This is a genomic window from Alkalibacterium sp. m-11 (genome assembly GCF_054658155.1).
Window position 1 is genome coordinate 1 of sequence record NZ_BAAGIR010000053.1, and the last position, 14,167, is coordinate 14,167.

Below are 14,167 nucleotides of genomic sequence, written 5' to 3' on the forward strand. Positions count from 1 at the left end.
GAGAACTGGCGCTTTTGTAGGCATTGATGAATTTGGACAATTCTGTGTTAGGGTGAGCTTTGAACAGGATATGAATGTGGTCTCTATCTTCATTCCATTCGATGAGAGTGATGTTGTAGTTTGTACTAATTCTTAGAAACATATCTTTGGCGTAATCTGAAACAGGGGGCGTGATGACTTTTCTTCGATACTTTATAACTAAGACAAGGTTGTAATACATCGAGAAGACTGAATGATTGTTGTTGTCCAATTCCATTGATGCCACTTCCTTTCTGTTGGTTACCACTGAGTATAGTATACAACAAAAATGACAGATTAACCACTTCAAGCTATCGCTTGACCGAAATTCATCTCCCACTTTCACTGGTGCTTCGCACCCATACGCTTAGAAGTGGGAGACTTCTTTCGGAATTACGTTAAAGTTCATGAGATTCTTTGACTTATTAGTGCCATTAAACGGCCTCTAGTTACAGCTTATGAAATTATGGCTGTCTTAAATGCCGTTAAATGGCCTCTAGTTATAGTTCATGAAATTATGGCTGTCTTAAATACCGTTAAATGGCCTCTAGTTATAGTTCATGAAATTATGGCTGTCTTAAATACCGTTAGATAGCCTCTAGTTACAGCTCAGTCACACATTATCCTTCGATAATCCTCTTAAACTCCAAATAGTTACACTTTAGCTCAGAAAAGTATGGTAAATCCCACTCGTCTCTCTCCTAATTATTGTTCAGAACCCCATTCGAAGCTGGACTTATCATTAGACTAAATTACTCCTTCAATTATTGTGCTTTTCCATAAGAAAAAGCAGCCGATTGAACGGCTGCTTTCCTATAAATTATTTGAGAACTGACTCTTTCTTCACTTCTTCATCCCGGCCTAGCTTTTCCGGAGTTTTTGCTCTGACATCATACAGCTTTTCAAACTCATGGGCAATTCGATTGGTACCTTTGAGTATTTCACTGCGGGTGATGATGCCTTTGAAATAATTATTGTCATCTACTACGGTGATGAAGGCATGATTGACTAAGGCATGAAGAACCTCTTCCAGTTCAAAGTCTTCTTTCACCACAGGATAGTCTGTATCCATTACTTCTCTTACTTCAATTTCTCCCAATTTCTCAAATTCGACATCTTCGATATTCATGATTGCCTGAAATATTGTGGGCATGGATATTAGCCCACACATTTTTGATTCATCATCAAGAACGGGAACAACTGCATATTTATCAGATGTTAAAATAAGTAAGGCGTGATTCAGTCTGTTCTTTAAACCTACGACAGCAACTTCTTCTGCAGGTTTGACAAGGGACCTTTCACTAGAAATAAGTAATGATTTTATTTTCTCACCTATCAATTTATTCACTCCTCGTATCCAGTCTTCTCATATATTTTACCCTTTCTGATATATTATCCCAACTAAAAAGGTGTATAAGGTGAATTTTCTTAGAATAATTTTACACGTGTTTACCTTAAGCTAGAATATGATGGATTAAGTCATTATAATAATGGCAATATGATGAGAATCCTGATCAGTCAGTGAGATTAAATGATTTAGTCAGTTCTTTAACTTCATTATGATCACGGTCATAGTATGTGAACGAGACCTGGTGATTGTCTTTATCCAAATCCATGATCAGATATGTGCCTATCTCTCGGTCTCTGGGCTGGGCAATGCTTCCGGGATTTATGAAAAAGATGCCGTCTTCTTCTTCAACTTTCGGGATATGGGTATGTCCGTAAAAGGCGAACTGACAGTTCTCTTCTAGTGCACGTGTCTTCAGCTCATTATAGGACCGCTTCACGCCATGGCGATGTCCGTGGACAATCAGGAAGCGGTCCCCTTCCAGTTCCTCCACTCGTTCAGATTTAAAGCCTTCTGCTATATCCATATTCCCTTTAACTGTTTTGAAATTCTGCCACAACGGATGGGTTTCAAGTAGTTCTGAGTCCCCGCAGTGTATCCACTCATCGGCTTCTTCCTGATAAATCGAAAGAAGTTCTTCCATATAGTAGGTATTGCCATGATTATCACTGACGCAGATTATTCTCATTGAGCTTTCCTCCTCATTGGTTTTGAAGCCAGTAGTCGAAAACATTTTCCAAATTTTCCAGTGCCACTGCCCTATGACTGATTTTATTTTTTTCCTCCTCAGTCAGTTCTGCCATGGTCTTTTTCTTGTCCTCCAGATAGAACAGAGGATCATAACCGAATCCGTTTTCTCCTCGTGGGACACCCATTATTTTCCCGGCTACTTCCCCATCGACTACCAGAGAGTTTTTGCCTGGCATCGCAAGAGCAAGTGAACAGTGGAAGACAGCTGTCCGGTCTTCATCTTTGACATCTGCAAGCTCATTCAGCAGTTTAGCGTTGTTTTTTGCATCATTCTTCTCTTCTCCAGCGTAACGTGCCGAATAGACTCCCGGCTGACCATGAAGAGCTTTTACTTTCAAGCCGGAATCGTCCGCAAGCACAAGCGTCTCAAACTGTTCAGCTATCGTTTCTGCTTTAAGCAGGGCATTTTCTTGAAAGGTAATTCCTGTTTCTTCAATATCCGATACCTCGGGGTAGTCGAGAAGTGTTTGTACGGCATAGCCCTTCTTATTGAATAAAGCTTCAAATTCTTTAGTTTTTCCTTTATTCCTTGTTGCGATCACTATTGTCTTGGTCAGTTCATTCACTTAAATCAATCCTTCTAATGATATATGTGCTATTTCCAGTGAATCATTCTCCATCCATTCAGCTGCGATTACTCTGAACAGTTCTGCATCTCCAGTCGTGAATATTTTCATCATCGGAGACTGGTGGTCTGCTTCCGCTTCGAGTTGTTCCTCTTTAAGAACATCTCTGATTGATTCTGCAGTCAATGCTCCGGAATCAATCAGCTTGACTTCTTCGCCCATCACTTTCTGTATATAGTCGGACAGGAGCGGAAAATGTGTGCAGCCTAATATCAGCGTATCTATAGTCTGTATTTTCAGAGGTGCCAGCTTTTCAGCTACGACCTGTTCTGCATCTGGACCAGTGTGCTGATTTGCTTCCACAAGATCGACAAATTCTGGGCAGGCCAGGCTGGTAACCTCTACAGCTTTTCTTTCTCTTGCAATCGACTCTGAATAGAACTGCGAGTCTACTGTACTCTGAGTTGCGAGCACTCCTATGTGCCCTGTTTCAGATAGTCGGGCTGCTTCTCTGCTTCCGGCACTGATGACGCCGATTACCGGGATACTAAGTTTTTCTTTCAGGAGAGTAAGTGTTAATGCTGTGGCAGTGTTGCAGGCTATGACGATCATTTTTACATCATGAAGCAGTAAAAAATTCACAAGTTCTTCCGTATACTTGATAATTTCTTTTTCTGTGCGGTTACCGTAAGGATTTCTGGCACTGTCTCCGATATAGATGAATGATTCATCAGGAAGCAGATGCTTGACAGCTTTTAAAACGGTCAGACCTCCAATTCCAGAATCCAGTAACCCTATGGGTCTATTTGACATACATAACAACCTTTACTTTCAGACATCACAAACACTGATGTCATAAATTTAGTTAATAATTGACAGACTTTATCGATCTGACTAGAATCCAGAACACAAACACTGTAAAATAGTAACAGATGTTCCGGTCTCTATATAATTATAAAGAATCCGGCTATAAATATAAAGACTTGTCGCTCCCATTATAGAAGTCAGGAGTCAAAACGGACATCATTCAATTTATTTTTTATAATTATCTACTATTGATCGAGGTGAAAGAATGACTAGTAACACAAACCAGCATCCCCCGCATCAAGGCATTTTACTTCTTAGAGATTCACTGCTTCCTAATCTTCTGAAAGAAGACCAGTCTGAGATATTATACTGGGCCGGAAAAGAGCTCGCCAGAAGCCATACCTTTACCAGCCTGGAAGACATCATCTCCGCTGTAAAAGAAGCTTCTTTTGGCACCTTGACGCTTCTGGAACAGAAGAAATCATCTTATCTTTTCCAGCTTCACGGTGAGATTGTTCATTCAAGACTAAGTGAGCATACGGATGCTGATTTTTCTCTGGAAACAGGTTTTCTGGCACAGGCCATACAGACTTACACAGAAACCTATACTGAAGGATCATTCAATATCGTCAGAAAGAAGAAGGTTGTAGAAATTATTCTTCAAGCTGACAGAAAAGAATCTGTGGACTAAAAGTGTAAGAAGGCAGATAGTTTAGCAATCGTATTTGACCGACAGTTTAGTGAACTGTTGCTCACTATTGCTTATGTATCTGCCTTTTTCTGCAGACATAATTTCATTGAATTTACTCCACTAGCGGCACTCATACTGACCAGTTCAACGTTATTGTTTCCGAACTGCACACCTGAGACAATCTGACCATATGCCTTGAACCGTTGAAGGCAGTTTCCGGAAGCATCTATTACGCTCATGCTGGGATAATCAATTTGAATTCCACCATATTGGTAAGGGACGATTATGCCGCTGCTTACAAGATTCCTGATCAGGGGCTGCTGCAGGCTTAATGAACGTTTCAAGTCGGTATCCTGTCCCGTACAGTTGACTACAACATCTGCATAACTCATGTCTCCCTGCTCCGTTTCCAGCTCAAACTCTGAATTCTTTTTCGTTATCTTTTTCAAATCTTTTACTACTTTAATATCCTCTTTGTAGAGATGCTTGATTAAATAAGTGGCAGTTTTTTGAGGCAATGGCGCTTTGAATCGCTGCCACTGCTTTCCGTAAGTCTGTATAAATTCATCTTTATCTTTGTCCGGCAGATTGATCCAGATGATAGGGTAACATTTTCTCATGTGTCGGATCAGCGACTGGAATTGCCCCAATGCATCTGTATACGTCAGGTCCATGGCCATTCCCCGCATCGTTCCTTTGCCTAAATTCTTCCATATCCATTCTGTATCGATGCCATGCTCATCCATTTCTTTTAAAAACCAGTCTTTAACAAGAGAGAGTGTGATCTGTTTTCCGCCGGCAATCAGATCGCTTACTTTATCAGGGCAGAAGTAATGCATCGTGACTGAGGGCTCATTCCCCCTCACTGATGAAAATAAACCGTCTCTTGAGTAAAATGTAATTTCAGAAAGTGGGTGTTCTTTTCTCAAAAACAGCAAGGCGTCCAGAGCAGTAAGCCCTGTTCCGATCAGAGCGATTTTTTTCTGTTCAACCGACATCATTAATTGCTTGTCAGCGGGATATGGATCGTAGATATACCCTGGTGTCCCGATCAGCTGGTACGGGTCTTGATAAGCTAGGTGTCCGGCTGTCAGATGGACCATTTCAACCCGCTGTCTGGTCTTTTCTGTCACGATTCTATAGATATCCTCATCCAGCTTTTCAATATTCTGTACGTCTTCGTATATCACCGTGTAATTCAAAGTCTCTAGCCAGATGCTCATCCTCTCTTTTAAATACTCTCCGAACCAGCTTCGCGGAAGATGAGAATGGTAAACCGTTTCGGCTGATTTATTTTCTTTAATCCAGTCCAAAAAATCGTCCGGATTATTCGGATCAATCGTCATCGTTTCTGTGTACTGATTGATCAGCAGACTTTCATCATCTGACCGGTAAGGAAAGCCTGTTCCGAACTGATCAGGCCGGGTATAGAGAAGAAGTTCCAGACCAGCTCGTTCTTCTGACGAAAACTGCCTATTCATTTCTCTTATAATGCTGATACCTGCTACGCCCATTCCTACGATAGCTACTTTCATTCTTGTCCTCCTAAAACTTAATCGTACTCCCTTCATTTTAACAGATAATCTAGTTTCTAGGCATAAAAAAAGTGCCACCTATTCTTACTTAAAAGAAAAGATAAACACTTTACTGTTATAAATTGACATTTAATGGCACACTGTTGATAACCGTCGTTTCATTATCAACCATTTTAATAAATCGTATCTCACGGGCATCCCAGCTCATTAGGTCATTGAAAGAGTAATCGTTTTTTCGAAGAACAACATCCAATGGACAATCAAGTTCATCGTCTGCATTATAAAAGACATCACGGTCCTCTACCTGGAGTTCCACTGATTTATCTTTACATTCAATTATATACTTGTACTGAATCGTTGTTGTCAGCACAGTTTGACATTGTTCATTCTGTGACATGTGACCACTCTCCAAACTGAAAAATATGTATAAACGACCCACAAGGATTGTAGAAAAGATTGAATGTTCAGGTCAGGATTGTTTTTTAATCCTGTTAGACCACCATTCTATAATAGTCTTCATTAGAATGATAGGCTCTTTCGGTCTATTACCGATTATATCCATTGAAATGTCATAAAGCATTCACATTTATACACTTAAATCATTACAGATTCTGTCTAGTATTCTGGACTATCTTTTAATATCTTTTAAGAGAACGCTTTTAACTATTTAAACATAATTACATTAAGGTTATATGACAAGATTGTATTTTTTTCATAAATTACCAGTGTAGTGCATAACTTAATGGTATTGTAACTATTCTATTCCACTTTTTAGGGTCTGAACAGAAAAATTCCGCCACCTTATGGTAAGGCAGCGGAATATCTATCAAAGCGATGATTATTTGTGTTTAGCCAGCGTTTCTTCGATCTGTTCTTTGCTGTGGTAACCGATCAGCTTATCTACGACTTCTCCGTCTTTAGTTACAAGAAGTGTTGGAATACTCATGATACCAAACTTGCTTGGTGTCGCCTGGTTGGCATCAACGTCCATTTTGAAGTAGTTCACACTGCCGTCGGACTCTTCGTTCAACTCGTCGATGACCGGTGACTGCATACGACAAGGCCCACACCATGTTGCCCAGAAGTCGACTAAAGCCAATCCTGAATTTGTTTCCTGTCCAAAGTTCTGATCTGTTAATTCTCTAACCATTATTGAACCTCCTATAAGTTTACTGAGCTTACTTATTAAAAGTAAGTCGCTTGATCCATTGTCAGTATAGCAAAATTTAGTACCCTTGTCTAGCTTTTGAATCTGATTATTTAAAGGTCACGATTGTGGCACCACTTCCGCCCTGATTTGCCGGAGCATCTTCGTAAGTTTTGACTTGAGAGTGTTTTTTAAGATATTGATGCACACCTTTTCTGACTGCGCCTGTCCCCATACCATGAATGACAGTCACTTTAGGGTAGTTGGCAAGTAGAGCCTGGTCAATGTATTGATCCACGCGATTGACTGCTTCTTCCACACGTTCGCCGCGTACATCGATTTCAGTCGACACACCGGATGATGAGGTCCTTTTGACTGACACCCGGCGGTCCGCTTCCTTCTCATCTTCGATCTGAATAAGATCGGCTTCAGGCAATTTCATTTTCAGCATCCCCATCTGCACGACCCAATGCTTCCCATCAGCTTTTTCAATGATCGTGCCTTTCTGTCCGAAAGACTGAACGGATACAGAATCGCCTACTTTAAGTGTCTTTTTCTGCTTCTGCTTCTGAAGAACTTTATTTTTCTTAAGCGTCTCTTCTTCTTTTCTCAGTCCGGACAATCTTGACTGGGCATCGATCAGTTCATGTTCTTTCAGATTACCTTGCTGACCGCCGTCAAGCTGACGCTGTCTCAGCTCCTTAATGATTCGTTCAGACTCTTCTCTCGCCTTGTCAACAATAGCATTGGCTTCTTTTTCTGCTTTTTTCTTCAGCCTGTCTTTTTCATTCTGATAGTCTTCGAAGGCAGTCTTCAATTCCCTATGAAGTGCCTGAGCCTGTTTCAAGTCTTTTCTTGCCTTGTCAGCCTGCTGTTCGGCTTCATTTCGTCTTGTCTCCAGATCCTGGATCATCTGGTCTACACTCTGGCTTTCTCCACTCATCAGCTGTCTGGCAGAATCAATGATCATGTCATCCAGTCCAAGACGTTTGGCAATCTCAAAAGCATTACTGCGTCCAGGTATCCCTATAAGCAGGCGATAGGTCGGGCTGAGTGTATCTACATCAAACTCCATGCTGGCATTGATCGTTTCCGGGCGGTTGTATCCATATGCTTTCAGTTCAGGATAATGGGAGGTGATCATAACAAAACTGCCTCTCTGAGCGATAGCATCAAGAAGCGCAATGGCCAGCGCCGCCCCTTCCTGAGGATCGGTCCCCGCTCCAAGTTCATCCAGAAGCACTAGACTTTTCTCATCGATTTGTTCAAGAATCGATACGATATTAGTCAAATGTGATGAGAATGTTGACAGACTTTGCTCAATCGACTGCTCATCTCCAATATCAGCGAGCACACTGGAGAAAATCCCCATTGTACTGTCTTCTTCAACTGGCAGGAAGAGCCCCGACTGGCCCATCAGCTGCAGGAGACCCAAGGTTTTAAGAACCACTGTTTTTCCGCCGGTATTTGGTCCGGTAACGATCATCGTCTTGTAGTCTTCACCAATAATGATGTCATTTGCTACAACTTCCCCTTCATTCAGAAGAGGATGACGTGCCTTTATCAACGCAACATGATTGTCTTCTGACACATCAGGTTTCACTGCTTTGATAGCCTGGGCATAACGACCTTTGGCCTGAATGACATCCAGCTCGACTAGACTGTTCAGTTGAGCCGAGATAGCTTCTCTGTATGGGTCGATTTCTTCCGTCACTTCTTTGAGAATACGGTCGATCTCATTCCTTTCAGCCACCTGATACTGTCTTAACTGGTTGTTCAGATCGACCACGCTTTGCGGCTCTATAAAGAGTGTCTGTCCCGTTGAACTCTGGTCGTGGACGACACCTCCAAATGTATTTCTGTTTTCCTGTTTGACCGGAATCACATATCGGTCGTTTCTCATTGTAATAATAGCGTCAGTCAGAAAACGGGCTTGGGGGCCTCTGACTATGCTTTCCAACTTCTGGCGGGTACGGCTTTCCGTCTGCTTGATGCCTTGTCTGAGTCCTTTAAGCTTGGAACTGGCATCGTCCAGCACATATCCCCCTTCATCGACTACAGAAAATATAGTCCGCTCAAGTTTAGCAAAGGTATCCAGCCCACTGACTTTCTCATACAGCTGTTTTAAAGGGACCGCTTCTTCCTGTGCTTTAGAAAAGAATGTTTTTATTTCACGAATTGTTTTCAGTATTCGACCGATCTGCGCTAGTTCCAGACCATTGAGCGTTCCCTGTATCCGCACCCGGTTGAGGTGAGGACGAATATCTTCATAGGCTGCAAGCGGCATTCCTCCTTTTAGTCTCAGAAGCAAGACGGCGTCTTCCGTTTCTTCAAGCTTTTCAGTGATTTCTTTAATGTCTGTTATTGGATGCAGCTGACGCGACCGTTCCCTTCCTAATGAAGAAACGGTATATTCGGATAACTGCTGTATAACTTTTTCAAATTCCAGTTTTTTAAAGGATGCCTGAACTGTCTTCATTCATTTTCTCTCCTTATTGTTCCCACTTATAGCGGGAGCCTTACTAATTTTCTTTTAAGTCTTCGGACAAAAAAGGATGGCCTCCAGAGCCTCATACTGTCTCCTTCGATCCATCCTCCATTTATACATGTCTATTCTTCAAGTCCTTCTATGACCCACCATTCGTAAAACTGTCCGGATAATTCCGGTGTCGTCGTTACAATATTTCGCGCCACATTGCTTGCTTCAAACTGGTTCTGAATGATCGGCAGTGGTACGGTCGATAGGACGAACAGTACTAGAAACAGCCCGATGTAGTGGACCACAAAACTGATCAGTGCTCCTCCAATAGCGTTGAGGGTTCTGACAACTGGGATGTCCGCCAGGAAATTGAACAACCCGCCGATCAGTCTTGTCACCAGCCAGCCTGCAAACAGGATGAGGATAAATGAAATCCCTTTATAGAAAGCCCCGTCAAGATTGAACAGGAGATCCATGCTGTATAAAACGAATGGATTGGCCGATGTCGACGTAGGTGTCGGATAGGGAATCATCATTTCAGCAAAGCCACTGAGCTGCTGATAGTAGGTCAATGCAAACCAGAATGATAAAGCATACCCGATAGTCAGCACCAGCTGAAGGACGAGTCCCCGTCTGGCTCCGCTGTACAGGGACAGCAGTAGTATAAATAAAATAATAAACGTTAATATCATAATTGTCTCCTTGTCTGAAACAACAGAAGCCGATTCTGCTTTTACTCTAAGTGTTCCAGTTTTTTCTTGATGTCTTCCAGTTCTTTGCGCATAGTCAGCTGGTCAGATACAGCATTGATTGCAAGCAGGATCGCACGTTTTTCGTTACTTAAACCCTTTGTGAGTTCTTTTAACTGCTTCATCTGTTCATCCACTGTTTCAGCTACGGTTTTCATGTGTTCCTGTGATTTAGGTCCAACGATAGTGTAGCTCTCTCCGTCAATGGTTGCTTTATAACGTCGCTTTCCCTCCGGCATGAAAAAGCCTCCTCGCTTCGCAAATTCTTTCTTATAATAACATGAATCCATGATTTATGCATTATATCGACCGTCATTTCTGAAATTTCGAGCTCTTCTTCTGACACTAAACAAAAATGCTGCCTTTCCCTTCTCAATTAAAGACCCTGCGTCTTTAATGTGAGAGGTAATCGGCAGCATTTACCTATTTATTGCTCAACTAAAAGTCGATTTAACGAATGTCAGCCTGGACTCGCTCGACCAGTGCCTGTTTCACTTTTTCGAAGTCTGAGTTGACTTCTTCTTCTTTCAAGGTCGCTTCCGGATTCAGATAAGACAAGGTATAAGCTAGAGATTTCTTGCCTGCTTCGATATTGTCTCCCTGATATAGATCGAACAGGCGGATTGAACGAAGCCATTTGCCTCCTACCTCTGTCATCACATTCATGACTTCTGCGTGAAGAACGGATTCATCTACGACAAAAGCAATATCTCTGGATGTCCCAGGGTATTTGGGAATCGATTCATAGGACAAAGTGTCCTGTTCATTCGCAAGGAATGGTTCCATATTCAATTCAAAAACAACAGTATCATTCAAATCACGGTCCTGAGCAAGCTGAGGGTGCAGCTGTCCAATAACTCCGATGTACTGACCGTTCCATAATACTTTAGCGGTACGCCCTGGGTGCAGTTCAGGCAATTCTTTAAAAGGGACGAAGGAAATGCCTTCAATAACGCCGAGAGTATCGAGCCACTCTTCCACGATGCCTTTGACCGCAAAGTAATCGACACGTGTTTCAGTTTCCTGCCAGCTGTTCTCCACTAATGAGCCTGTCATGACGCCTGCCACATGAGTCGTTTCTTTCGGCAAGTCTTTTTCCTGTCGGGTAAAAATGCGTCCAATTTCAAACAAGGCCACATTCTTTGTCTGACGGGCGACGTTATACTGAACATTGTCGAGCAGGCCACTCAAAAGACTTTGTCTCAAGGCTTTATGCTCTTCGCTCATCGGCCAGTCGAGTTCTACTGGTGCGCTCTCCTCCAATGAGAAGGCTGCTGCTTTTTCTGTAGTAGTCAATGCATAGCTGATTGCCTGCCCCAGTCCGCAACCTTCCATATAATGCCGGGTGAAACGAGTCAGCTTCTGGGCATGAGTCAGTTCTCCCGGTACTGATTCACTGCGAGGCAAGGTAGAAGGGATCTGATTGTAGCCGTAAATACGGGCCACTTCTTCAAGAAGATCCGCTTCAATACTGATGTCCCAGCGTCTTGGAGGAACCGTTACACTGATTTCATCCACAGTCACTCTGTTTTCGAAACCCAGTCGGCTAAAGATATTTTCAACTTCGCCAACCGTCAAGTCAGTACCAAGAGAGCCATTTATTTTATTTAGAGTAGTCGTTACAGTCTGATAAGCAGGTTCTTCCGAGACAACTTCTGCCGTACCGGATACGACCTGCCCCTTACCTAATGAGGCAATGAGAGCCGCCGCATGGTCCAGCGCATCCTGCACTGTTTCTTTGTTCAGGCCTTTTTCAAACCGTGAACTGGATTCACTTCTCAAGTTCAGTGCCTGTGCAGTCTTACGGATTAGGCTGGATTCGAATACAGCTGATTCCAGTGCAACAGTTTTTGTTTCTCCGGTGACATGTGTATTTTCTCCACCCATGACTCCTGCAAGAGCAACCGGATCTGCTCCATTAGTGATGACGAGATTGTCTGAGGACAACTTTCTCTCTTGTCCATCCAATGTGACTAGAGTTTCAGATCCTCTGGCACGTCTGACCAGGATGTCTTTTGAGTTCAATGCATCATAGTCGAAGGCGTGAAGAGGCTGACCATATTCAAGCATGATGTAGTTTGTCACATCGACTACTGCATCGATCGGACGGATGCCTGCATGCATGAGTTTGCGCTGCAGCCACAAGGGACTTTCAGTTACAACAAGGTCCTTGATAACTCGCATTTTATAGATCGGGTTGTCTTCACTGTTCTCTACTGACACATTGACATATTCATCTACAGAATCCGTCGGGTCTTCGCTCAGATTGACTCCAGTAAACCTGGGTGTCTGTTCAAGGATCGCTCCAGCTTCATAAGCGACACCTCTCATACTCAAGGCATCGGCCCTGTTCGGTGTGATATCCAGTTCGATGAATGCATCATTCAGACCAAGATACGGCAGGGCATTTTCTCCAATTTGAGCGTCTTCCGGAAGCACATAAATACCATCCTCAGAATTTTTAGGAATCACTGAGTCAGAAAATCCCAGTTCTTCAAGCGAACAGATCATCCCATTTGAGACGACTCCTCTCAGCTTGCTTTTCTTGATCTTCAATCCATTCACCAGACGTGCGCCCGGCAAGGCGACAATGACTTTTTGTCCGGCCTTTACATTCGGTGCGCCGCAGACGATCTGTATCGGTTCGTCCTGTCCGACTTCTACTACAGTTACGTTCAGGTGATCGGAATCTGCCATACGTTCAGCAGTCAGCACATGACCGACGACGATATTTTTCAGTTCATTGGCCGGTTCACTCACACTGTCGACTTCGATCCCAGTTAGTGTGATCTGTTCTGCCAGATCACGAGGAGAGACCCCTGACAGGTCCAGTGATTCATTCAGCCAGTTATAAGATACTTTCATGTTATTCTACCCTTTCCTCTTGAATTGTGTTAAGAAACGCTGGTCGTTCAAATAGAAGTGACGGATATCATCCACTCCATATTTAAGCATGGCAATACGGTCTGGCCCTAAACCAAAGGCAAAGCCACCGTATTTAGATGAATCCACGCCAGACATTTCCAGCACATTCGGATGAGTCATACCGGCACCCAGGATTTCGATCCAGCCGGTTTTCTTGCAGACGTTACATCCTTCACCGCCACATTTAAAGCAGCTCACATCCACTTCAACAGAAGGCTCTGTGAACGGGAAGTAACTTGGTCGCAATCTGATTTCTCGTTCTTCGCCGAACATTTTCTTAGCCAGCAGTTCCAGGGTCCCTTTCAGATCGGCCATAGTGATATTCTCATCGATGACCATCCCTTCGATCTGGTGGAACTGATGAGAGTGCGTCGCATCATCCGTATCTCTTCGGTACACCTTACCAGGGCTGATCATTTTCAGAGGCCCTTCTGAAAAGTCGTGATTCTCAAGCGTACGCGCCTGAATTGGTGAAGTATGTGTACGCAACAGCACATCCGGCGTGATGTAGAACGTATCCTGCATATCTCGGGCCGGGTGATTCTGAGGCAGGTTGACCCGTTCGAAGTTATAGTAATCAGACTCCACTTCGTTTCCTTCAATAATCTGATAACCCATACCTAGAAACAGATCCTCTATATCTTCCATGATCTGAGTAAGCACGTGTGTCTGCCCCTTTTTCACCTGTCTACCTGGAAGCGTCACATCGATTGTTTCTGCTTCTAGCTGTTTCTGTAATGATTCTTTTTCAAGGCGTTCCTTTTTCTGAGTAAGCACGGCAGTCAGTTCGTCTCTAACTTCATTCGCTTTCTTACCGATAACTGGTCGCTGCTGCGGCGAAACATCTTTCATTCCTTTAAGAATACTCGTTATTTCCCCTTTTTTCCCTAAATAGCTGACACGGATCGCTTCTATTTCCTTTACAGAATCAGCTGAATCGATGTCAGTGACTGCTCTAGCCAGTACACCTGTTAATTGTTCTTCAATTCCCATCTTCATACTCCTTCAATAAATTATTTAACATAATCGAGTAGGAGACTAGTCATTAATTGACTAGTCGACCTCTCACACCACCGTACGTACGGTTCTCGTATACGGCGGTTCAATAACTTGAATATCTCTAACGTTCATACAGTAGTATTAAATCTTTTA

General features: G+C 43.0%; 12 protein-coding genes and 1 pseudogene. 1 reads left to right on the plus strand and 12 read right to left on the minus strand.

Features of this window, described 5'->3' with window-relative positions:
• The 4 genes and pseudogenes from tnpA to racE all read right to left on the minus strand — a co-directional run.
• Positions 1-256 (minus strand): IS200/IS605 family transposase (tnpA, locus tag ACYQ2O_RS06945; protein WP_459796298.1); only part of this gene is annotated, 256 nt, incomplete at its 3' end.
• 582 nt (positions 257-838) lie between these two features.
• A complete protein-coding gene (gene cbpB, locus ACYQ2O_RS06950; protein WP_346024342.1) occupies positions 839-1,366 on the minus strand; it encodes a cyclic-di-AMP-binding protein CbpB in 528 nt (175 codons plus the stop codon).
• 166 nt (positions 1,367-1,532) lie between these two features.
• A complete protein-coding gene (locus tag ACYQ2O_RS06955; RefSeq protein WP_346024343.1) occupies positions 1,533-2,054 on the minus strand; it encodes a metallophosphoesterase in 522 nt (173 codons plus the stop codon).
• Between the two features lie 13 nt (positions 2,055-2,067).
• Positions 2,068-3,495, minus strand: a pseudogene (gene racE / locus ACYQ2O_RS06960) (glutamate racemase).
• 259 nt (positions 3,496-3,754) lie between these two features.
• Between racE and ACYQ2O_RS06965 the strand changes: the two are divergent.
• Positions 3,755-4,180 carry a YslB family protein gene (locus ACYQ2O_RS06965; protein ID WP_346024344.1) on the plus strand — a complete coding sequence of 142 codons (426 nt, stop codon included), beginning with the start codon at positions 3,755-3,757 and terminating at the stop codon, positions 4,178-4,180.
• Positions 4,181-4,251: 71 nt separating this feature from the next.
• On the opposite strand, the gene ACYQ2O_RS06970 is transcribed toward ACYQ2O_RS06965, so the two are convergent.
• The 8 genes from ACYQ2O_RS06970 to pheS all read right to left on the minus strand — a co-directional run bounded on the left by ACYQ2O_RS06970 (position 4,252) and on the right by pheS (position 14,008).
• Entirely contained in the window at positions 4,252-5,715 is a 1,464-nt protein-coding gene (locus tag ACYQ2O_RS06970; protein WP_346024345.1) for an FAD/NAD(P)-binding protein, read from the minus strand.
• Positions 5,716-5,830: 115 nt separating this feature from the next.
• Positions 5,831-6,112 carry a hypothetical protein gene (locus ACYQ2O_RS06975; RefSeq protein ID WP_346024346.1) on the minus strand — a complete coding sequence of 94 codons (282 nt, stop codon included), beginning with the start codon at positions 6,110-6,112 and terminating at the stop codon, positions 5,831-5,833.
• Between the two features lie 441 nt (positions 6,113-6,553).
• Entirely contained in the window at positions 6,554-6,865 is a 312-nt protein-coding gene (gene trxA, locus ACYQ2O_RS06980) for a thioredoxin (protein ID WP_346024347.1), read from the minus strand.
• 106 nt (positions 6,866-6,971) lie between these two features.
• The gene (locus ACYQ2O_RS06985) at positions 6,972-9,341 is read right to left on the minus strand and encodes an endonuclease MutS2 (protein ID WP_346024348.1); all 2,370 of its coding nucleotides are present in this window, start codon (positions 9,339-9,341) and stop codon (positions 6,972-6,974) included.
• Between the two features lie 131 nt (positions 9,342-9,472).
• The gene (locus ACYQ2O_RS06990; protein ID WP_091266287.1) at positions 9,473-10,033 is read right to left on the minus strand and encodes a CvpA family protein; all 561 of its coding nucleotides are present in this window, start codon (positions 10,031-10,033) and stop codon (positions 9,473-9,475) included.
• Positions 10,034-10,074: 41 nt separating this feature from the next.
• Positions 10,075-10,329: a cell division protein ZapA gene (locus ACYQ2O_RS06995; RefSeq protein ID WP_091482258.1), complete on the minus strand. Its 255-nt coding sequence runs from the start codon at positions 10,327-10,329 to the stop codon at positions 10,075-10,077.
• A gap of 211 nt (positions 10,330-10,540) precedes the next feature.
• Positions 10,541-12,955: a phenylalanine--tRNA ligase subunit beta gene (gene pheT, locus ACYQ2O_RS07000; protein WP_346024349.1), complete on the minus strand. Its 2,415-nt coding sequence runs from the start codon at positions 12,953-12,955 to the stop codon at positions 10,541-10,543.
• 6 nt (positions 12,956-12,961) lie between these two features.
• A complete protein-coding gene (pheS, locus tag ACYQ2O_RS07005; RefSeq protein WP_346024350.1) occupies positions 12,962-14,008 on the minus strand; it encodes a phenylalanine--tRNA ligase subunit alpha in 1,047 nt (348 codons plus the stop codon).
• Between the last annotated feature and the right edge of the window lie 159 nt (positions 14,009-14,167).

Bases quoted from the DNA above. Each gene is read 5' to 3' on its own strand.
- ACYQ2O_RS06955 (WP_346024343.1), bottom strand. From the start codon at position 2,054: ATGAGAATAATCTGCGTCAGTGATAATCATGGCAATACCTACTATATG.
- ACYQ2O_RS06965 (WP_346024344.1), top strand. From the start codon at position 3,755: ATGACTAGTAACACAAACCAGCATCCCCCGCATCAAGGCATTTTACTT.
- ACYQ2O_RS06970 (WP_346024345.1), bottom strand. From the start codon at position 5,715: ATGAAAGTAGCTATCGTAGGAATGGGCGTAGCAGGTATCAGCATTATA.
- ACYQ2O_RS06975 (WP_346024346.1), bottom strand. From the start codon at position 6,112: ATGTCACAGAATGAACAATGTCAAACTGTGCTGACAACAACGATTCAG.
- trxA (WP_346024347.1), bottom strand. From the start codon at position 6,865: ATGGTTAGAGAATTAACAGATCAGAACTTTGGACAGGAAACAAATTCA.
- ACYQ2O_RS06985 (WP_346024348.1), bottom strand. From the start codon at position 9,341: ATGAAGACAGTTCAGGCATCCTTTAAAAAACTGGAATTTGAAAAAGTT.
- ACYQ2O_RS06990 (WP_091266287.1), bottom strand. From the start codon at position 10,033: ATGATATTAACGTTTATTATTTTATTTATACTACTGCTGTCCCTGTAC.
- ACYQ2O_RS06995 (WP_091482258.1), bottom strand. From the start codon at position 10,329: ATGCCGGAGGGAAAGCGACGTTATAAAGCAACCATTGACGGAGAGAGC.
- pheT (WP_346024349.1), bottom strand. From the start codon at position 12,955: ATGAAAGTATCTTATAACTGGCTGAATGAATCACTGGACCTGTCAGGG.
- pheS (WP_346024350.1), bottom strand. From the start codon at position 14,008: ATGGGAATTGAAGAACAATTAACAGGTGTACTGGCTAGAGCAGTCACT.